The sequence below is a fragment of the Kitasatospora azatica KCTC 9699 genome, from assembly GCF_000744785.1.
GTDB classification, from domain to species: Bacteria; Actinomycetota; Actinomycetes; order Streptomycetales; family Streptomycetaceae; genus Kitasatospora; species Kitasatospora azatica.
On the sequence record NZ_JQMO01000003.1, the window covers coordinates 1,609,134 to 1,629,475 of the forward strand.

Genomic DNA, 20,342 nt, shown 5'->3' on the forward strand with positions numbered 1-20,342 from the left:
CCCCTCAGGAACGGGAAATCCGACTTATGTCCAAGCACACCCTCTCCGTCCTGGTCGAGAACAAGCCCGGCGTGCTCGCCCGCATCGCCGCGCTGTTCTCCCGTCGGGGCTTCAACATCGACTCCCTCGCCGTCGGCCCGACCGAGCACCCGGACATCTCCCGGATGACCATCGTGGTCAACGTCGAGGACCTGCCCCTGGAGCAGGTCACCAAGCAGCTCAACAAGCTGATCAACGTGATAAAGATCGTCGAGCTCGACCAGTCCGCTGCGATCCAGCGGGAACTGGTCCTGGTCAAGGTCCGGGCCGACAACGAGACCCGGTCCCAGATCGTCGAGATCGTGCAGCTCTTCCGCGCCAAGACCGTGGACGTGTCGCCGGAGGCCGTGACCATCGAGGCGACCGGCAGCTCGGACAAGCTCGAGGCGATGCTGCGGATGCTGGAGCCGTACGGCATCAAGGAACTGGTGCAGTCCGGTCTGGTGGCGATCGGGCGTGGCGCCCGCTCGATCACCGACCGCTCGCTGCGGGCGCTCGACCGAAGCGCCTAGCAGCCCGCCCGTCGCCCGCCACCGCCCTTCCAAGGCCGCGCTGCGCGCGACACCCCCTGTTTGTCTCAACCTCTGAGCGCATCCCCCCGAACCCCCCTCATCTGCGCGTACGGTAGCCAGAGCACCGACGCGATTCACGCAAGGAGAAGTCCCACCGTGGCCGAGCTGTTCTACGAAGACGACGCCGACCTGTCCATCATCCAGGGCCGCAAGGTCGCGGTCATCGGCTACGGCAGCCAGGGCCACGCCCACGCGCTGTCCCTGCGCGACTCGGGCGTGGACGTCCGGGTCGGCCTGAAGGCGGAGTCCAAGTCCCGCACCGCGGCCGAGGAGGCCGGCCTGCGCGTGGTCACCCCCGCCGAGGCGGCGGCCGAGGCCGACGTCATCATGATCCTGGTGCCGGACCCGATCCAGTCCGACGTCTACGAGGCGGACATCGCGCCGCACCTGAAGTCGGGCGACGCCCTGTTCTTCGGCCACGGCCTGAACATCCGCTTCGGGTTCATCAAGCCCCCGGCCGACGTCGACGTCTGCATGGTCGCCCCGAAGGGCCCGGGCCACCTGGTCCGTCGCCAGTACGAGGAGGGCCGCGGCGTCCCCGCGATCGTCGCGGTCGAGCAGGACGCCACCGGCGGCGCCTTCGCGCTGGCCCTGTCGTACGCCAAGGGCCTGGGCGCCACCAAGGCCGGCGTCATCAAGACCACCTTCACCGAGGAGACCGAGACCGACCTCTTCGGCGAGCAGGCGGTCCTCTGCGGCGGCACCGCCGCCCTGGTCAAGGCCGGTTTCGAGACCCTGGTCGAGGCCGGCTACCAGCCGGAGATCGCCTACTTCGAGTGCCTGCACGAGCTGAAGCTCATCGTCGACCTGATGTACGAGGGCGGCCTGGAGAAGATGCGCTGGTCGATCTCGGAGACCGCCGAGTGGGGCGACTACGTCACCGGCCCGCGGATCATCACCGCCGACACCAAGGCCGAGATGAAGAAGGTCCTCGCGGAGATCCAGGACGGCACCTTCGCCAACACCTGGATCGCCGAGTACAAGGCCGGTCTGCCCAAGTACAACGAGTACAAGACGGCCGACCAGGACCACCTGCTCGAGACCACCGGTCGTGAGCTGCGCAAGCTGATGAGCTGGGTCAAGAACGCCTGATCGCCCAGGTCAGCCGCGGCGGGGGGCAGGTCCGGAGACCCGGGCCTGCCCCCGCTGTACAACCCGTCTGGTCCCGTCCGGGTGATTTCGCCCTTCGGGCACAGGTAACTCCCCTGCACGTCGATACACTTCCGAGTGCGCGTCAGGCCCACAGCGTCGTGCGTCTACTTACGCGGCATGCCACCATCCCCCACGCCCGCCGGCCTCCTGCGCCGGCCACGCCACCCACGTGCCCGTGGAGCGGGGGAGTACCGGACAGTAAGGACAAACTGTCGTGAGCAACGTGACATCCAAGACCGCCGTGGTTCTGATCGCCGAAGAGCTGTCTCCCGCCACCGTGGACGCGCTGGGGCCGGACTTCGAGATCCGGCACTGCGACGGCGCCGACCGCACCGAGCTGCTGACCGCCATCGCCGACGTGGACGCCATCCTGATCCGCTCGGCCACCCGGATCGACTCCGAGGCGCTGGCCGCGGCCAAGAAACTCAAGGTGGTCGCCCGGGCCGGTGTCGGCCTGGACAACGTGGACGTCGCCGCCGCCACCAAGGCCGGCGTGATGGTCGTCAACGCGCCGACCTCCAACATCGTCACCGCCGCCGAGCTCGCCTGCGGCCTGCTGATCTCGGTCGCTCGCAACATCGCGCCCGCCAACGCCGCGCTCAAGCAGGGCGAGTGGAAGCGCAACAAGTACACCGGGGTCGAGCTCTCCGAGAAGACCCTCGGCGTGGTCGGCCTGGGCCGGATCGGCGTGCTGGTCGCCCAGCGGATGTCCGCCTTCGGCATGAAGATCGTCGCCTACGACCCCTACATCCAGGCGGCCCGCGCGGCCCAGATGGGCGTCAAGCTGCTCTCCCTGGACGAGCTGCTCGAGGTCGCCGACTTCATCACCGTGCACCTGCCCAAGACCCCCGAGACGATCGGTCTGATCGGCGACGAGGCGCTGCACAAGGTCAAGCCCAGCGTGCGGATCGTCAACGCCGCGCGCGGCGGGATCGTCGACGAGGCGGCCCTGGCCAGCGCCCTCAAGGAGGGCCGGGTGGCCGGCGCCGGCCTGGACGTCTACGCCAAGGAGCCGTGCACCGACTCGCCGCTGTTCACCTTCGACAACGTGGTGGCCACCCCGCACCTGGGCGCCTCCACCGACGAGGCGCAGGAGAAGGCCGGCATCGCGGTCGCCAAGTCGGTCCGGCTCGCGCTGGCCGGCGAGCTGGTACCGGACGCGGTCAACGTGCAGGGCGGCGTGATCGCCGAGGACGTCCGTCCGGGCCTGCCGCTGGCCGAGAAGCTCGGCCGGATCTTCACCGCGCTGGCCGGCGAGGTGGCCGTCCGGCTCGATGTCGAGGTCCGCGGCGAGATCACCCAGCACGACGTCAAGGTGCTCGAACTCTCCGCGCTCAAGGGCGTCTTCGAGGACGTGGTGGCGGAGACCGTGTCCTACGTCAACGCCCCGCTGTTCGCCCAGGAGCGCGGCGTCGAGGTGCGGCTGACCACCAGCAGCGAGAGCCCCGAGCACCGCAACGTGATCACCGTGCGCGGCACCCTGGCCAACGGCGGCGAGATCGCCATCTCCGGCACCCTCTCCGGCCCGAAGCAGCAGCAGAAGATCGTCGGCGTGGACGCCTTCGACGTGGACGTGGCGCTCACCGACCACATGGCCTTCTTCAAGTACGAGGACCGCCCCGGCGTGGTCGGCACCCTCGGCCGGATCCTCGGCGACGCGGGCATCAACATCGCCGGCATGCAGGTGGCCCGGGACGGCGAGACCAAGGACGCGCTGGCCTCGATCACGGTCGACACCGAGATCCCGCAGGAGGTGCTGGCCGAGATCGCCGCCGAGATCGGCGCCAAGTTCGCCCGTTCGGTGGACCTCGGCTGACGCATCGTCGGCTTCCGGGGGCTCGGACCGCTGGTCGGTCCGGGCCCCCTTTGCTGTGTCCGGGTGAGGCTCGTCTCAGATACTAGGAAATCCAACTAAATCTAGAGACAGTCGCTCGGCGCGGGCGTACCGTGAAATGGCACCCGGTGACCCCGTGTCCTGGACCCCACCAGAACGTCCGACACGAGCGGGCCGTGTGTGCACGTACGCACCGTGGCGGGCGATCCCCGCCAGGCGTACCACCCTCCTCCCTCATCCGACGCCGCCTCGGCGTCTCCTGACTCAAGGAGCCCGGTATGCCCCCCACCGCAAACCTGCTCGCCCGTGACCACTCCGCCGCGGCCCCCGCCGCCCCGGCCCGCCGTCGGCGCCGCCGCAGCGAGCCGCATCCCTCCGATGCCGCCGCCGCCCTCCAGCGCGCGCTCGACCGCCGCGACAACGGCGGCGAGACCGGCCACTGAGACGGCCCGGCAGTCGGGGGCGGTCTGACGTTCAGCGCTCCGGTTAGGCCATTGGCCTGACGCTTCGTCAATTCTCGGGCGCGCCTCCCGAACAGGCCCGATTCTGGGGAGGTGCGTACCCGATCCTCCTTCGTCCTGATCCGGCTCGGCCTGGTGCTGGCGCTGCTGGCGGCCGCCCCCGCGGCCTCGGCGGCGGCCCGCGCCCAGGGACCGGCCGAGCGGCAGTCCGTGCTGCTCGAACTCGACACCGAACCCGCCGCCCCCGCCTGGCACCGCGCCGCCGAGGGCGCCCGGCGCGAGCAGCGCTCGGCGGCCGAGACCAGACGCGCGGCCGCCGAGGCCGGGCGCACCCAGCGGCAGCGGGCCGCCAGCGCGCTGGATCAGCTCGGCCACGTCCTCGGCCGGGACGCCCGGGTGCTCTACCGCACCCAGACCCTGCTCACCGGCCTGGCGGTGGACCTCCCCGCGGCCCGGCTGCCGTTGCTGCGCGCGCTGCCCGGGGTGCGGGCGGTGCATCCGATCACGCTCAAGCAGCCGTCCAACGGGCACTCGGTGCCGCTCACCGGCGCGCCCGCGGTCTGGGACGGGCCGCCCGCCGTTGCGGGCAGCACCGGTGAGGGCGTGACGATCGGGATCATCGACAGCGGCATCGACTACACCCACGCCGACTTCGGCGGCCCCGGCACCGAGGCCGCCTACCGCGCGGTCGACGGCACCCGGCCCGCCCCCGCCGCGCTCTTCCCCAACGCCAAGGTGGTCGGCGGGGCGGACCTGGTCGGCGACGACTACAACCCCGAGCCGGGCGCCCCGAACCACCAGCCCGTCCCGCACCCCGACCCCAACCCGCTGGACTGCGACCGCAACGGCCACGGCACCCATGTCGCGGGCACCGCCGCCGGCTACGGCGTCGCGGCGGACGGCAGCGGCTACCGCGGCCCCTACCGTCCCGGCCTGGCGCCGGCCGCCTTCCGGGTCGGCCCGGGCGCCGCACCCGGCGCCCGGCTCTACCCGATCCGGGTCTTCGGCTGCCAGGGCTCCACCGACCAGCTCGCGCACGCCCTCGACCTGGCCGCCGACCCCGACCAGGACGGCGACCTCAGCGACCACCTCGACGTGGTCAACCTCTCGCTCGGCAGCGGCTTCGGCGACCCGCAGGACGCCGACGCGGTGGCCGCCGACCGGCTGGCCGAGGCCGGCACCGTGGTGGTCGCCTCGGCGGGCAACGACGGCGACGTCTTCGGCGTCGGCGGCAGCCCCGGGGTGGCCGCACGGGCCATCGCGGTCGCCGCCTCGGTCGGCGGGCACGGCGACGCTGACGGGGTGCGGGTGCTCGCCCCCGCCACGCTGGCCGGGGTGCTGCCCGCCCACTGGAGCGCCCGCTACCCGTCCTGGAGCAGCGCCGAGGTGGCCGGCGTGCTGGCCCGCCCGGTCGACCAGGCCGACGGCTGCGCCCCCTTCTCGGCCGCCGACGGGGCCCGGCTGCGCGGCAGGGTCGCGCTGCTCGACTGGACGGTCCGGGACGCCGACCGGGCCTGCGGCTCGGCGCCGCGGGTCGACCAGGCCGCCGCGGCCGGCGCCGTCGGCGTGCTGCTGGCAGCCGACGGCGACCACCTCGGCGAGATCACCGGCGACGAGCGGATCCCGGCCGCGATCCTGGCCCGGGCCGACGGCGACCGGCTGCGCCAGGCCGTCGCCGCCGGCGAGGTGCGGGTGCAGCTGGCCGCGCCGGGCAACCCGCTGCACGGCTCGGTCGCCCAGGACCAGCCCGAACGCGTCGACACGCTGGCCGCGTTCAGCTCCCGCGGCCTCGGCGCCGACGGAGTGCTCAAACCCGATCTGGCGGCCCCCGGCGAGACCATCTGGTCGGCGAAGGCGGGCAGCGGCAGCCTCGGCACCCGGGAGGACGGCACCTCGATGGCCGCCCCGCACATCACCGGCATCGCCGCCCTGGTCCGGGCCGCGCACCGGGACTGGACCGTGGCCCAGGTCAAGGCCGCGCTGATGAACACCGCCACCGACCTGTGGGCCGGCGACGGTCGGTCAGGCCCGGTGCTGGGGCCCGAGCGCGCCGGTGCCGGGCGGGTCCGGGCCGACCTCGCGGTGGCCACCCCGGCGATCGCCTACGCGGCCGAACCGGCCGGCGCCGTCGGCCTCTCCTTCGGCCCGGTGCCGGTGAGCGGACCGGCGGCGCCGAGCCGCGAGGTGGTGGTGCAGAACCTCTCCGCCGCCCCGCTGAGCTACACCACCGGGTACCAGCCGGCCACCGAGCTGCCCGGGGCGCGCTTCGAACCGACCCCGGAGCGGATCACCCTCGGCCCGGGGGAGAGCGCCCGGGTGCGGGTGACGCTGAGGGTGGCCGGACGGGTCGACCGGGCCCCCGACCCGAGCCTGGCCCTCACCCAGGCGGGGCGGGCCCGCAGCTACCGGGGCGAACTCTCCGGGCAGTTGCTGCTCACGCCCGCCGAGCCGGGGCCGCCGACGCTGCGGGTGCCGTTGTTCGCCGCACCGCGCCCGGCCTCGGAGCTGACGGCCGTTCAACTGTCCGGCGGGCTGCTGGCGCTGGCTGGCACCCCCGCGCTGACCAGCACCGGAACCGCCTCCCTGGTCAGCGCCTTCGCGCTGGGCGCCGAGGCGCCGCGCTGGCCGGACTGCCCCGGCGCCGACACCTGCGCGAGCCGGCCCGGCGAGCGGGCGGCCGCCCTGCGGGCGGTCGGCGCGGCCACCGACAGCCCGACCGGCGGCGGGCTGCTGTACCTGGCCGCCGTCAGCTGGGCCCCGGCGGCCAGCCCGGTCGGCGCCAGTGCGGTGCGCGCCTCGCTGGACACCGACGGGGACGGCGTGGCCGACGCCGTGGTGCTGGCCGACCGGCTGCGGGGCAGCGACGTCCTGGTGGCCCGGCTGCTGGACGCGCGAACCGGGCGGGAGCTGGACGTCCAGCCGCTGAACGGCCGCTGGGGCGACACCGACACCGACCTGCTGGACAGCGACGCGGTGCTGCTGCCGGTCCGGCTGGCCGCGCTGCCCGGCCTGGCGCCCGGCGGCGGGCTGCTGCGCTACGCGGTCTGGACCGGGCCCACCGGCGGGCCGCCGGAGCCCGGGCAGGCGCTCTCGGCGATCGGGTTCACCGACGGGCACCCGGCGCTGGAGTTCGACACCCGACACCCGGCGCTGGACGTGCGCCTGGCCCCCGACGAAGCCCCGGCCGTGCTGGCCGCCGCCCACCCCGGCACCACGCTGGAGGTGCGCCGGGCCGGCGGCGCCGAGGCCCGCCTGCTGCTCATCCACCACCTGAACCCGGACGGTCGCCGTGCGGAACTCCTGACCCTGCCCGCGCAGTGACGGTCCGTCGCCCTGGGCGCCGCCCGGGGCCGCGCCACCAGGACCAGCCCGTCACCAGCACCCAGGCCGCCGTCGCCCCCGCCGCGACCCGCAGCCCTTCCGCCAGCCCCGGCTGGCGGAAGTCGCAGTCCACCCGGGCGGCACCGGCGCCGAGCGGCACCGCGATCAGGCCCTGCACCGACTGCGGGGCGGCCGGTGCCCGGCCGTCCACCCCGCACCGCCAACCCGGCACGGCGGGTACCGCCAGCACCGCCGTCCCGGTGCTCCCCGGCGGCAGCGTGGCGCTGATCGCGTGCCCGCCCGCTCGCACCGCCGTCGCCCCGGACGCCCGCAGGGCGCGCACCGCCGCGTCCAGCGCCGCCTGGTCCAGGCAGCCGAAGGGATGCGCCGGCACCTGGGTGGCCAGGGCGGCCCGGACCGTCACCCGCAGCACCCCGTCGGCCGGCACCGGGCCCAGCGCGGTGATCGGCAGCGCGACCGTGCTCTGCTGCCCGTCGGCCGCCAGCGACCCGCCCGGCCAGCTCACCGCCCCCGCCAGGTAGGGCGCGTACAGGTAGCCGGCCCGGCCGGGCGTGCAGTGCGCGGTCAGCTCGGTCCCGTCGGAGCCGTCCGGGGTGGTCGGGATCGACCAGCCGCTGCTGCCGTGGTCGGTGGGCGCCGGGCCGCCGCCGGGCACCAGCGCCGGGATCTCGTAGACCGTCGCGCCCAGCACCGCCTGCTGCCGCGCCCAGACCGAGGAGCTGTCCCGGCTGCCCGCCCCGGGCAGGCTCACCAGCGGCGGCGCGGCCGATCGACGCACCGTCAGGTCGGGGTCGAGCGAGCTGGTGACGCCGAACAGGGCCTGCCCGACCGGGTCGGTGAAGCTCAGCGTCTGCCGGCCCTGCAGCAGCCAGCCCGCGCCGAGCGTGTGCAGGGTCTGCGCGGTGGCCGAGGGCAGGTAGTCGCTGCGGTAGCCGCCGCCCTGCCCGCCCAGCAGCATCGGGTCATTGCCGGTGAACAGGTGCGGGCCGGGGTCGCTGCGCCCGTCCGGCCAGTGGTCGGCGCCCTGCACCAGGGCCCGGGCCGCCCGCAGCTGCGGCGAGTCGGGCGCGACGGCGGCCGGCTGCCGTCGCTCGCGCAGCGCCAGCACCGAGTACGCCGCCCAAGTCGACCCCGCGAACACCCCACAGGCCAGCACCACCAAGGCCACCCGCCGCTCGCGAGCCCCACGCCCCAGCGCCCGGACGGTCAGCACCACCAGCGGCACCCCGACCCCCAGCAGCACCCAGGTGATCGGCCGGGTCGAGCCGCGCCCATGGGTGGTGGCCGCGAGCACGGCCAGCAGCGCCACCCCGCCGCCCAGCGCGAACAGCCGCGGCCGGTGCGCCAGACAGACCCAGGCGGCCATGGTCAGCAGGCCGCTCAGCACGAAGGTCGACCGGTACGGGTCGCCCTCGGGTGCGGTGGAGACGTGCCAGAGCAGGATGGTCGGCCGCCACACGAAGGAGACCGCGACCAGCAGCAGCGCCACCGTCCAGGCCACCCGCTCGCGCAGCCGCACCCGCCGGTTGAACGGCAGCGAGGCCACCAGCAGCAGCCCGAGCACCCCGACGAATACGTTCGGCAGCGCCCGCGCCGACAGCCCGCCGGGCAGCAGCTGGGCCAGGTAGTCGGTCAGCCCCGGGGTGCTCGGATGCAGGGCCGAGGCCGGCTGGGCCGCCCGCCCGGCCTTGTAGGTGAGCCAGAGCACGGGTGCGGCGAAGCCGATCCCGACCGCTGCCATGCCGAGCGCCCGTCCCAGCGAGCGCAGCCGCTCCCGCACCGGCCGCCGGGAGACCGCCAGCCGCAGCACCAGCACCAGCGCGGCGCCCAGGGAGGCGGTGGCGGCCGTGTAGAAGTCGCCCAGCCAGGCCACCGCCACCGCCAGGGTGCCGAGCGGCCAGCCGGTGTGCCGCAGGCAGCGGTCGAAGGCCAGGCAGAGCAGCGGCAGCGAGACCAGCCCCCACATCCAGGCCGGCCGCCCGACCCCCGCCGCCAGCACCCAGGCGCAGAGCCCGTACCCCACCGCCAGCAGCGCCCGCGCCCAGGCCGAGCCGATGTGCAGCCGCCCCAGGAAGACGGTCATCAGGGCGGTCCCCAGCCCCAGGCTGAGCAGGGTCGCGAAGAAGACCCCGAGCGCCACCTGATCCCGGGGGAAGAGCGCCACCAGCCAGGAGAAGGGATTGAGCAGATCGGTCACCAGGTCCGGCAGGAAGGGCACCCCGTACCCGCTGTTCCAGTTGACCAGCAGGTCCCCGCCGCCGTCCCCGCGCAGCAGGTCCCACAGGTGCGTGTGCAGCGGCACGATCTGCTCCGCCAACTGCGCACCGGCCCTGGGCCGTCCCCCGAACGGGTAGCTCCCGTGCGCCGCCAGCGCCAGGCAGTAGCCCCCCACCGCCATCCCCGCAGCCCCTGCGGCGGCCTTCAGCTCTCGCATGCGGCCATCCTGGACACGTTCGGGTGATTCGCTGTCAGGACCCGCCGGGTAGATTGAGGTGGACCGCCAGAATCTCTCGCATGGGAGTAACGATGAGCGTCGAACCGTTCCCGGACTGGCTGGTTCCCCCTACCGGGGGTTGGACGGCCGAGGACTTGGACCGGCTCCCCGAACTGCCTCCGCACACCGAGCTGATCGACGGGAGCTTGGTCTTCGTGAGTCCTCAGACGATCTTTCACGCCTGGGTGATCCGGAAGCTGTTGAACGGTCTGTTGTCCGCAGTGCCGTCCGGTCTTGAGGTCTGGTCGGAGTTCAGCGTTGTTCTCGGACGCAGCAACCGCCCTGAGCCGGACCTGGTCGTGACAAGGGCAGAGGCACGGACGAGCCTGCGCCAGACCTCCTTCCGCGCCGAGGACGTGCTGCTCGCCGTGGAGGTGATGTCTCCTGACTCGGTCTCCCGAGACCGGGAAGTCAAGCCTCGGAAGTACGCGGAGGCTGGCATCCGCCACTACTGGCGGGTCGAGAACGACGACGACCACGCTGTCGTCTACACCTACGAACTCGACCCGGCATCCGGCCTTTACGGAAAGGCCGGAATCCATCACGACGGTGTCAAGCTCGATCGGCCGTTCCTGATCGACATCCCTTTGGCCCTCCGCTGACCGTCCGCATAATGGACGCCAGATGTCACCCCCCGAGACCCGGAGTACCGTTCCCACCATGTCTCGCACCCTTCGTCTCGCAGTGATCCCCGGTGACGGTATCGGCCAGGAAGTGGTGGCCGAGGGTCTCAAGGTGCTCACCGCCGCGCTCCCGGCCGACGTCAAGCTCGAGACCACCGAGTACGACCTCGGTGCGCGCCGCTACCACGCGACCGGTGAGACCCTCCCGGACAGCGTGCTCGAGGAGCTGAAGGTCCAGGACGCGATCCTGCTCGGCGCGATCGGTGACCCGTCCGTCCCCTCCGGGGTGCTGGAGCGCGGGCTGCTGCTCAAGCTGCGGTTCGCCTTCGACCACCACATCAACCTGCGCCCGGGCAAGCTCTTCCCCGGCGTGCAGTCCCCGCTGGCGGGCAACCCGGACATCGACTTCGTCGTGGTCCGCGAGGGCACCGAGGGCCCGTACGTCGGCAACGGCGGCTCGCTGCGCACCGGCACCGAGCACGAGGTGGCCACCGAGGTCAGCCTCAACACCGCCTTCGGCATCGAGCGCGTGGTCCGCGACGCCTACCGCCGGGCGGCCGCCCGCCCGCGCAAGAAGCTGACCCTGGTCCACAAGAACAACGTGCTGGTGCACGCCGGCCACCTGTGGACCCGGATCTTCCAGCAGGTCGGCCAGGAGTTCCCCGAGGTCACCACCGACTACCTGCACGTGGACGCGGCGACGATCTTCTTCGTCACCCAGCCCGAGCGGTTCGACGTGATCGTCACCGACAACCTGTTCGGCGACATCATCACCGACCTGGCCGCCGCGGTCACCGGTGGCATCGGCCTGGCTGCCAGCGGCAACATCAACCCGTCCGGCGCCTTCCCCTCGATGTTCGAGCCGGTGCACGGCTCGGCCCCGGACATCGCGGGCCAGGGCAAGGCCGACCCGACCGCCACCGTGCTGTCGGTCGCCATGCTCCTCGACCACCTGGGCTTCACGGCCGAGGCGGCCACGGTGGAGGCGGCGGTCGCCGCCGACCTGACCGAACGCACCGGTACTCGCAGCACCTCGCAGGTCGGCGACGCGCTCGCCGCCCGAGTATCCGGCTGACGGGCCGGCTGGGAGGCGGAACTAGGCGCCCCTTCGGGGGCGTACAACCCCACAGCTGTTCGGCACGGCCCCTGAGATGCGACTATCAACAGTGGGCCGTGCCGTCCTGCGTTTGTCACCGATGGCGGTCGCGGCCCTGACCAACCCCACGGTGAAGGACTGAAGCCATGACCACGCCCACCCAGGCGCCCATCACGTTCGAGCTCAAGCCCTCCGCGCACCCGCTGTCCGCGGTCGAGCGCGAGGCCCGGCTGGCGAATCCCGGCTTCGGCCGGATCTTCACCGACCACATGGTCACCATCCGCTGGACCGAGGGGCGCGGCTGGCACGACGCCCAGCTCACCCCGTACGCCCCGCTGGAGATGGACCCGGCGAACATGACCCTGCACTACGGGCAGTCCATCTTCGAGGGCCTCAAGGCCTACCGCCAGCCCGACGGCTCGATCGCGACCTTCCGCCCGGAGGCCAACGCGGCCCGCTTCCAGGCCTCGGCCCGTCGCCTCGCGATGCCGGAGTTGCCCGCCGAGGCCTTCGTCGAGGCGGTCGAGCTGCTGGTCCAGCAGGACCGTGACTGGGTGCCGAGCCAGCCGGAGCAGAGCCTCTACCTGCGCCCGTTCATGTTCGCCACCGAGGTCGGCCTGGGCGTGCGCCCGGCCAACGAGTACCTGTTCATGATCATCGCCTCGCCGGCCGGTGCCTACTTCTCCGGTGGCGTGAAGCCGGTCTCGGTCTGGCTCTCCGAGGAGTACGTCCGTGCGGCTCCCGGCGGCACCGGCGCCGCCAAGTGCGCGGGCAACTACGCCGCCTCGCTGGTCGCCCAGGCGCAGGCCGCCGCCCAGGGCTGCGACCAGGTGGTCTGGCTGGACGCCGCCGAGCACAAGTGGATCGAGGAGATGGGGGGCATGAACCTGTACTTCGTCTTCGGCGAGGGCGAGGACGCCCGCATCGTCACCCCGGCGCTGTCCGGCGCGCTGCTGCCCGGCATCACCCGCGACTCACTGCTCACCATGGCTTCCGACCTCGGCTACTCCACCGAGGAGCGCAAGATCTCCACCGACGAGTGGAAGCAGGGCAACGCCGACGGCACCCTGACCGAGGTCTTCGCCTGCGGGACCGCCGCCGTGATCACCCCGGTCGGCTCGGTCAAGTCCGCCCGCGCCGACTGGACGGTGGGCAAGGGCGAGCCCGGCCCGGTCACCATGCGCCTGCGCGAGACGCTGCTGGGCATCCAGGGCGGCACGGTCAAGGACACCCACAACTGGCTGCACCCGATCGTCTGATCCGCCCTCCGGGTGGTTTCCCCGTCTCGGGATCCGGGACGGGGAGGCCGCCCGTCGGACCGATGTGCCAGACTGCCAACGTGTCCTCGCTCGCGCTCATTATTAGCAGCAGGCGCGCCGGTCCGCAGTGACCGTCCCGCAGTGAACCCCGCGGGACGACCACCGTGTCAACAGACCCGCGCGCAGACCTCTCGCACCCGCGAGGGGTCTTTTGTTTTGCCCCGCCGAGCCCACCCCACGCCGGCCGGGCAGGACCCGCAGCACCGGCCGCGCCGACCAGGCGGGCACGGGTTCCGGGTGGCGCGCGGGAAGGTGGACAGTGGAGCCGGGAACTCGATTCCGGCAACAGCAGACTCTCTCCCCCAGCCTTCGGCCGGGTGGTGCACCCACGAGCGGAGAAACCAGGGCCATGACCGACGGCAGTACACGTCACCCCGACGACAGCTTCCACGTCTTCGACACCACCCTGCGCGACGGCGCGCAGCGCGAGGGCATCAACCTCACGGTGGCCGACAAGCTGACCATCGCGCGGCACCTGGACGACTTCGGCGTCGGGTTCATCGAGGGCGGCTGGCCGGGGGCCAACCCGCGCGACACCGAGTTCTTCGCCCGCGCGGCCACCGAACTCGAGCTCAAGCACGCCCAGCTGGTGGCCTTCGGCGCCACCCGCCGGGCCGGCGGCAAGGCCGCCGACGACCCGCAGCTCAAGGCCCTGCTCGACTCCGGCGCACCGGTGATCACGCTGGTGGCCAAGTCGCACGACCGCCACGTCGAACTCGCCCTGCGCACCACGCTGGACGAGAACCTGGAGATGGTCCGGGACAGCGTCAGTCACCTGCGGGCCCAGGGCCGACGGGTCTTCATCGACTGCGAGCACTTCTTCGACGGGTACCGGGCCAACCGCGACTACGCCCTGGCGGTGGTGCGTACCGCGCACCAGGCCGGCGCGGACGTGGTGGTGCTCTGCGACACCAACGGCGGGATGCTGCCCGGCGGGGTGCGCGAGATCGTCGCCGACGTACTCACTCAGACCGGTGCCCGGCTCGGCATCCACGCCCAGGACGACACCGGCTGCGCGGTCGCCAACACGCTGGCCGCCGTGGACGCCGGCGCGACGCACGTGCAGTGCACCGCCAACGGCTACGGCGAGCGGGTCGGCAACGCCAACCTCTTCCCGGTGGTCGGCGCCCTGGAGATCAAGTACGCCCGCCGGGTGCTGCCGCTGGGCCGGCTGGCCGAGATGACCCGGATCTCGCACGCCATCGCCGAGGTGGTCAACCTGACCCCCGCCACCCACCAGCCCTACGTGGGCGTCTCCGCCTTCGCGCACAAGGCGGGCCTGCACGCCTCGGCGATCAAGGTGGACCCGGACCTCTACCAGCACATCGACCCCGAAACGGTCGGCAACACCATGCGGATGCTGGTCTCCGACATGGCGGGGCGGGCCTCGATCGAGCTCAAGGGCAAGGAGCTCGGCTACGACCTGTCCAGCGACCGCGACCTGGCCGGTCGGGTGGTCGCCCGGGTCAAGGAGCAGGAGAACCTCGGCTACACCTACGAGGCCGCCGACGCCTCCTTCGAGCTGCTGCTGCACGGCGAGGTGCACGGCCGGCCCGCGCGGTTCTTCGCCCTGGAGTCCTGGCGCACCATCAGCGAGCAGGGCCCGGAGGGCACTGCGGCCAACGAGGCCACCGTCAGGCTCTGGGCCAAGGGCGAGCGCATGATCGCCACCGGCGAGGGCAACGGCCCGGTGGACGCCCTCGACAAGGCGCTGCGGGCGGCCCTGGAGAAGATCTACCCGCAGCTGGCCAAGCTGGAGTTGGCGGACTACAAGGTCCGCATCCTGGAGGGGCAGCACGGTACCGGGTCCAAGACCCGGGTCCTGATCGAGAGCACCGACGGCAGCGGCACCTGGTCCACGGTCGGGGTGGCCGACAACGTGATCGCCGCCTCCTGGCTGGCCCTTCAGGACGCCTACACCTACGGCCTGCTCAAGGCCGGTCTGCAGCCCGAGGGCTGACGTGGTGTCGGGGCCCCGCGTACCACCGGCGGGGCCCCGCTACGACTAGCGCAGTCGAGCCAGCAGGGCGTGTTCGACCAGGGTGATGAGTGCGCTTTTGGCGCTGTCTCGGCGGCGGGCGTCGAGGGTGATGATGGGGGTGTCGGGGCCCAGTTGGAGGGCTTCGCGGACTTCGTCGGGGGTGTGGGGCTGGTGTCCGTCGAAGCCGTTGAGGGCGACGACGAAGGGGAGTCCGCTGTTCTCGAAGTAGTCGAGGGCGGGGAAGCAGTCGGCGAGGCGGCGGGTGTCGACGAGGACGACGGCGCCGATGGCGCCGCGGACGAGGTCGTCCCACATGAACCAGAAGCGGTCCTGGCCGGGGGTGCCGAAGAGGTAGAGGATCAGGTCCTCGTCGAGGGTGATGCGGCCGAAGTCCATGGCGACCGTGGTGGTGGTCTTGCCGGAGACGTGGCTGAGGTCGTCGATGCCGGCGGAGGCGCTGGTCATGACGGCTTCGGTGCGCAGGGGGTTGATCTCGGAGACGGCGCCGACGAGGGTGGTCTTGCCGACGCCGAAGCCGCCTGCGACGACGATCTTCGCGGAGGTGGTGGCGCGCGTGGCGGCCGCGGGGCTAGAGCTTGCGAAGTCCACTGAGGACCCTTTCGAGCAGCGTGACGTCGGGCTGGTTGCCGGATTCGCCCCCGGCAGCGGGCTGGTGGATGGCGACCAGGCCGGCTTCGGCGAGGTCGGCCACGAGGATCCGGGCCACCCCCAGCGGCAGCGAGAGCAGCGCGGAGACCTCCGCCACCGACTTCACCTCGCCGGCGCACAGGCCGCAGATCCGCTGGTGTTCGGGAAGCAGCGTCGCCATGCGGTCCTGGTCGATGCTGGACGAGACCAGCGCCTCCAGGGCCAGCTCGTACCGCGGCCGGGTACGGCCACCGGTCATCGCGAACGGCCGGATCAGCGGGCCGCTGTCCTCCTCCGACTCCTGGTGCACCGGCTCGCGGCGCGAGGGACGCGGGTACGAGGGGTCGGCGGCGGGCTGCTGGTACGGCTGGCCCTGCGGCGCGAAGGGCTGGCCGTACTGCTGCTCGCCGTACTGCGGGTGGCCGTAACTGGGACCGTTTCCGGCGCCGGGCGCACCGAACGCGTCGTGGCCGGTACCGGGGTACGGAACTCCGTACTGGCCCTGGCGGTCGTCGGGCGGTGTCACGGTTCCTCTCCTCACAGGATGCTGCGGTGCGGTGCAAGGGTGCGGGATCAGCCCGGACCGGCCGGGCTGGTGGTGCGAGGGGCCGTACAACGCCCGAAGCCGAGTCCGCCGGAGCGGACTCGGAGTTGGGCGGCGCTGGATACTACAAGTACTACGGAGCTGTCAGCATGCCAGCACCGGGGTGCCGCTGACGGCTCATCAGTCGAACAGGCCGTCAGTGCAGCAGGCTGCCTTGGAGTTCGGCGCGCAGGGCCGGGGTGAGGACGGCTCCGGCGCGGTCGACGAGGAGGGCCATTTCGTAGCCGACCAGGCCGATGTCGGAGTCGGGGGAGGCGAGGACGGCGAGGGAGGATCCGTCGCTGACGGCCATCAGGAAGAGGAATCCGCGTTCCATCTCCACGACGGTCTGGTTGACGTCGCCGCCCTCGAAGATCCGGCTGGCGCCGGAGGTCAGCGAGGTGAGGCCGGAGGCGACGGCGGCGAGCTGGTCGGCGCGGTCGCGCGGGAAGCCCTCGGACATGGCGAGCAGGAGACCGTCGGCGGAGACCACCACTGTGTGGGACACCCCGGGGGTGTTGTCCACGAAATTGGTGATCAGCCAGTTCAGGTTCTGTGCGGCCTGGCTCATCTGACTCAACTCAACGCTCCTGGTGGTTCGAGCCGCCGAAGAGATCGGTGCTGTTGTTCTGCTGTGGGTCGATCCGGAAGCTACCCGTATTGCCGGCGTCCCCACCGGCGTTACGGCCCTGCTCCACGCCGCGGCGCAGGTTGGTCAGCCGGCCGCGGACCTCCTCGGGGTTGCGGGAGACCTGCGGGCCGTCCTGGGCAGCCGGCTTGGCGTTGCCGGGCACCAGGTTCTGCTTCGGCACCCGGCGCGGCAGACCGGACTCGGTCACCCCGCCGGCGGCCGGCTCCCGGACCTGCTCGGCGCGCTGCCAGGAGTCGTCGTTGGCCGACTGCCAGGCACCCGCACCGGTCGGACCGGTCGGTCCGGAGGCACCGAGCCCGGACACCTCGTGGCGGCGCGCCGAGGCGTCGCTGCTGGAGGTGTCCTTGGCACCGGTGAACCAGTTCGGCTGCTCGCCGCTGTCCAGGCCACCGATCGCCCGGGCGCCCAACCCGCCGCCCGCGGCGAGCTGCTGGCCGGGACGGCGCTGCGGCAGGCCGGAGCCCAGGGTGTCGTTGCCGGATGCCGGAGCCGGCAGCGCCGGGGTCTGCTCGGGGTACGGGTGGCCGGCCGCGGTCTCCGGGCCGGAGTGGCCCCAGTCCCGGGCAGGCTGCTGGTAGCCCTGGTCGTACTGCTGGTAGCCGCCCTGACCGGCGTACTGCTGGTCGTCGGCGTACTGCCCGGCGTAGTGGCCGCTCTGCTGCGGCTGCTGGTAGCCCTGCTGGTACGACTGGTCCTGGTAGGGCTGCTGGTCGGCGTAGTAGCCGCCCTCGTAGGGCTGCTGGTAGCCGTCCTGCGCGTGGTCGCCCTCGACGAACTCGGCGTCCACGTACTCGCCCTGCTCGTAGCCCTGCTGCTCGTAGCCCGGCTCGTACGCCGACCCCTCGCCCTCGGGCTCGGTCGCGTCGCCGGAACCGGCCTCCAGGGCGGCCCGGCGGCGCTGGTCGAGCCGCAGCGAGCGCTGCATCGAGTCCAGCGCGGGGCTGAACCCGCCGGCGCCGCTGCCGACCGCCAGGGTGTCGTCGAAGCCGAGCTCCGCGGCGCTGCGCGTGCCGTACGGGTCCTGCTCCCACGGGGACTGCGGCGCCTGCTCGGCGAAGATCCGCGAGACCGTGAACTCCTCCTCCGGCTCCGGCATCGCGCGCAGCTGGGTGAGCGCGGCCGGGAGCATGACCAGCGAGGTGGTGCCGGCGGACTCGCCGGAGGGGCGCAGCTGGACCCGGATGTCGTGGCGGTCGGAGAGTCGGCCGACCACGAACAGGCCCATGCGGCGCGAGATGGAGGCGTCGACGGTGGGCGGCTCGGCCAGCTTCTCGTTGATCTCGGCGAAGTCCTCGGCGGTCAGGCCGATGCCCTTGTCGTGGATCTCGACCAGTACCCGGCCGTCCGGCAGTCGGGTCGCGGTGACGTTGACCCGGGTCTGCGGGCTGGAGAAGGAGGTGGCGTTCTCCAGCAGCTCGGCGAGCAGGTGGACGAGGTCGGTCACGGCGGCGCCGATGACCTCGGTCTCCGGGATGCCGGAGAGCTCGATGCGCTCGTACTGCTCCACCTCGGAGGCGGCGGCGCGGAGCACGTCGACCAGCGGCACCGGGGTGTTCCAGCGGCGGCCCGGCTCCTCACCGGCCAGAACCAGCAGGTTCTCACCGTTGCGGCGCATACGGGTGGCCAGGTGGTCCAGCTTGAACAGGTTCTCCAGCTGGTCCGGGTCGGCCTCGTTGTTCTCCAGGTCGGTGATCAGCGCCAGCTGGCGCTGGATCAGGCCCTGGCTGCGGCGCGACAGGTTGGAGAAGATCGCGTTCAGGTTGCCTCGGAGCAGGGCCTGCTCGGCGGCGAGCGAGACCGCCTGCCGGTGGACCTGGTCGAAGGCGCGGGCCACCTCGCCGATCTCGTCCTTGCCGTGCAGCGGGATCGGTTCGACGTTGGTGTCCACCCGGTCCGGGTCGGTCTTGGAGAGCTTCTCGACCAGGTCGGGCAGGCGGAAGTTTGCGATCTGCAGCGCCGAGGTGTTCAGGGTGCGCATACCGAGGATCATCGAGCGGGCGATGAAACCGGTGAGCAGACCGGCCAGCGCCAGCGCCGCGACCACGATCGCCGCGTTGAGGATGGCGTCGGTCTGGGCGCCGTCCTTGGCGTCCTTGGCGTCGGTAACGACGCTGTCGAGCAGGCTGGCCTCAGTGGCCCGCAGCGGCTTGAGGTGGCTGTCGGTGGCCTGCAGCCAGCGCATCGGGTCCAGGCCGGCGTCCCGCGAGCTGGCCAGCGCCGCGTCGGCGGAGGCCTGCCCGTTGAGCAGGCCTTGCTGGGCGACCTCGGAGTAGGCGAGCGCGATGTTCATCAGGCCGGCCATGCTCGGGATGGTGGTGTTGTCCGGCATCCGCAGCGGCACCCGGGTGTCGGCGGCGGCCTGCAGGACCAGCTGGTCCGCGTAGGTCTTGGCGTCGGCCGGGCTGGTGCCGGTGCGGAACTCGGTCAGCGAGACCTGCTCCAGCTTGCCCGAGACCAGCAGGTCCTCGATCAGGTCGGTGTTCTCGTGCCGGGAGTTCTGCTTGGTGACGAAGCCGACCAGCAGGTCGAGCATCAGGTCGCGCTGGGTGGAGGCGGCGGCCTTGGCCAGCGACATGGCGTAGATCGCGCGGCCACGGGCGACACCCGCGGAGCTGCCGGCACCGACCGAGTTGTCGAAGGCCAGCAGGGGGGAGACCAGCACCGAGTACGCGGCCTGGGTGGCGCTGGCGTAGAGCTCCGGCTTGTAGGCGTTGGCCCGCAGGTGCGGAAGCGCTGAGAGCACACCCTGGGCGGAGAAGTTGCGGGCTGTCAGCTCGGCGTCGTGGTCGGGGGCGACCTTGCTGTACGCATCCTGGTAGGCCTTCAGGGCCTGGTCACTGGCGGCCCGGTACTTGGCCACCGCGCCCTGGGGGTCCTGGTTGGTCATCAGGGGTATCAGGGTGAGGTCGCGCTCGTTCTCCAGCGCGTCGGCCAGCGTGGTGGCGGCGCGCGCCAGCTCGGCGGCCCGCTCGGAGTGGCTGGCCCTGACGTAGCTGTCGAACGAGGTGTTGACGCGAAGGCCGCCGAAGACCAGGCCGATGATGACCGGGATCAGCAGGATCGCGATCAGGCGGGTGGGCACCCGCCAGTTGCGGAAGGCCAGGAACTCGTACCGGCCGCCGGGCGTTGGGCGGTCGTTACCGCTGCCCAGCACCTCGGGGCCGGGGCCGCTGGGGCCGCGTCCGGCATCGGTCGAACCGCTCTGGGGGCGCTCGGGGTTCGCCGCGAAGGGGGAGAACCCGGCTGTGCTCTGGCCGCTGCGGTCCGTCTCGCGGGGCCCTGGGCGCCGCTGCGGGGTGACTGGCTGCTTACGCCTCACTCGACAACAACCTCTCGGCCGACTGGCGGCCATGGATCAATCCAGCGGCTACCCCTGGCCGCAGCCCGCTGCCGGGATGGAACTGCCGTAGGTGACTTCGGGGTAGCTGGAATTTCAGCACGTGCGGGGGGACGGGACAAACAGCTCCGGCGGTCCGCCCACCGGGGCGCATATCGGACATTCGGTGACAGGTCCGACGAAACTCTCGGATACGGTAAGCCGAGTGA

General features: G+C 72.4%; 14 protein-coding genes. 9 read left to right on the forward strand and 5 right to left on the reverse strand.

Features of this window, described 5'->3' with window-relative positions:
- The first annotated feature begins 26 nt into the window (after positions 1-26).
- From ilvN to BR98_RS17910, 5 genes are all read left to right on the forward strand, one after another.
- Positions 27-551: an acetolactate synthase small subunit gene (gene ilvN, locus BR98_RS17895; protein WP_035845960.1), complete on the forward strand. Its 525-nt coding sequence runs from the start codon at positions 27-29 to the stop codon at positions 549-551.
- 156 nt (positions 552-707) lie between these two features.
- Positions 708-1,703 (forward strand): ketol-acid reductoisomerase, encoded by a 996-nt coding sequence (gene ilvC / locus BR98_RS17900; protein ID WP_035845961.1) that lies wholly within the window; start codon positions 708-710, stop codon positions 1,701-1,703.
- 283 nt (positions 1,704-1,986) lie between these two features.
- Positions 1,987-3,579, forward strand: a complete 1,593-nt coding sequence (gene serA / locus BR98_RS17905) for a phosphoglycerate dehydrogenase (RefSeq protein WP_198042371.1) — start codon at positions 1,987-1,989, stop codon at positions 3,577-3,579.
- 296 nt (positions 3,580-3,875) lie between these two features.
- Entirely contained in the window at positions 3,876-4,040 is a 165-nt protein-coding gene (locus tag BR98_RS40385) for a hypothetical protein (protein WP_198042243.1), read from the forward strand.
- Positions 4,041-4,151: 111 nt separating this feature from the next.
- Positions 4,152-7,379 carry a S8 family serine peptidase gene (locus tag BR98_RS17910; RefSeq protein ID WP_051969888.1) on the forward strand — a complete coding sequence of 1,076 codons (3,228 nt, stop codon included), beginning with the start codon at positions 4,152-4,154 and terminating at the stop codon, positions 7,377-7,379.
- Here BR98_RS17910 and BR98_RS17915 read toward each other — a convergent pair.
- Positions 7,318-9,834, reverse strand: a complete 2,517-nt coding sequence (locus BR98_RS17915) for a YfhO family protein (RefSeq protein ID WP_051969889.1) — start codon at positions 9,832-9,834, stop codon at positions 7,318-7,320. The genes BR98_RS17910 and BR98_RS17915 overlap by 62 nt on opposite strands.
- Before the next feature lie 92 nt (positions 9,835-9,926).
- On the opposite strand from BR98_RS17915, the gene BR98_RS17920 reads away from it, so the two are divergent.
- The 4 genes from BR98_RS17920 to cimA all read left to right on the forward strand — a co-directional run bounded on the left by BR98_RS17920 (position 9,927) and on the right by cimA (position 14,892).
- Positions 9,927-10,496, forward strand: coding sequence for a Uma2 family endonuclease (locus BR98_RS17920; RefSeq protein WP_035852854.1), 570 nt, complete (start codon positions 9,927-9,929; stop codon positions 10,494-10,496).
- A 58-nt stretch (positions 10,497-10,554) separates the two neighbouring features.
- Entirely contained in the window at positions 10,555-11,592 is a 1,038-nt protein-coding gene (locus tag BR98_RS17925; RefSeq protein WP_035845963.1) for a 3-isopropylmalate dehydrogenase, read from the forward strand.
- A gap of 167 nt (positions 11,593-11,759) precedes the next feature.
- Complete coding sequence (locus tag BR98_RS17930; RefSeq protein WP_035845965.1) at positions 11,760-12,872, forward strand: branched-chain amino acid aminotransferase; 1,113 nt, start codon at positions 11,760-11,762, stop codon at positions 12,870-12,872.
- Between the two features lie 409 nt (positions 12,873-13,281).
- Entirely contained in the window at positions 13,282-14,892 is a 1,611-nt protein-coding gene (gene cimA / locus BR98_RS17935) for a citramalate synthase (protein ID WP_035845967.1), read from the forward strand.
- Between the two features lie 45 nt (positions 14,893-14,937).
- On the opposite strand, the gene BR98_RS17940 is transcribed toward cimA, so the two are convergent.
- The 4 genes from BR98_RS17940 to BR98_RS17955 all read right to left on the reverse strand — a co-directional run bounded on the left by BR98_RS17940 (position 14,938) and on the right by BR98_RS17955 (position 20,115).
- The gene (locus tag BR98_RS17940; protein ID WP_035845968.1) at positions 14,938-15,522 is read right to left on the reverse strand and encodes a GTP-binding protein; all 585 of its coding nucleotides are present in this window, start codon (positions 15,520-15,522) and stop codon (positions 14,938-14,940) included.
- Positions 15,503-16,087 carry a DUF742 domain-containing protein gene (locus tag BR98_RS17945; protein WP_051969890.1) on the reverse strand — a complete coding sequence of 195 codons (585 nt, stop codon included), beginning with the start codon at positions 16,085-16,087 and terminating at the stop codon, positions 15,503-15,505. Before BR98_RS17945 ends, BR98_RS17940 begins: the two co-directional genes overlap by 20 nt.
- A 214-nt stretch (positions 16,088-16,301) precedes the next feature.
- Positions 16,302-16,715: a roadblock/LC7 domain-containing protein gene (locus BR98_RS17950; protein WP_035797811.1), complete on the reverse strand. Its 414-nt coding sequence runs from the start codon at positions 16,713-16,715 to the stop codon at positions 16,302-16,304.
- Positions 16,716-16,725: 10 nt separating this feature from the next.
- Positions 16,726-20,115: a sensor histidine kinase gene (locus BR98_RS17955; protein ID WP_232247452.1), complete on the reverse strand. Its 3,390-nt coding sequence runs from the start codon at positions 20,113-20,115 to the stop codon at positions 16,726-16,728.
- Between the last annotated feature and the right edge of the window lie 227 nt (positions 20,116-20,342).

What these genes read in the sequence shown, in the direction of transcription:
- BR98_RS17930 (WP_035845965.1), top strand. Translation starts at nt 11,760, where the DNA reads ATGACCACGCCCACCCAGGCGCCCATCACGTTCGAGCTCAAGCCCTCC.
- cimA (WP_035845967.1), top strand. Translation starts at nt 13,282, where the DNA reads ATGACCGACGGCAGTACACGTCACCCCGACGACAGCTTCCACGTCTTC.
- BR98_RS40385 (WP_198042243.1), top strand. Translation starts at nt 3,876, where the DNA reads ATGCCCCCCACCGCAAACCTGCTCGCCCGTGACCACTCCGCCGCGGCC.
- ilvN (WP_035845960.1), top strand. Translation starts at nt 27, where the DNA reads ATGTCCAAGCACACCCTCTCCGTCCTGGTCGAGAACAAGCCCGGCGTG.
- BR98_RS17925 (WP_035845963.1), top strand. Translation starts at nt 10,555, where the DNA reads ATGTCTCGCACCCTTCGTCTCGCAGTGATCCCCGGTGACGGTATCGGC.
- BR98_RS17950 (WP_035797811.1), bottom strand. Translation starts at nt 16,715, where the DNA reads ATGAGCCAGGCCGCACAGAACCTGAACTGGCTGATCACCAATTTCGTG.
- BR98_RS17920 (WP_035852854.1), top strand. Translation starts at nt 9,927, where the DNA reads ATGAGCGTCGAACCGTTCCCGGACTGGCTGGTTCCCCCTACCGGGGGT.
- BR98_RS17915 (WP_051969889.1), bottom strand. Translation starts at nt 9,834, where the DNA reads ATGCGAGAGCTGAAGGCCGCCGCAGGGGCTGCGGGGATGGCGGTGGGG.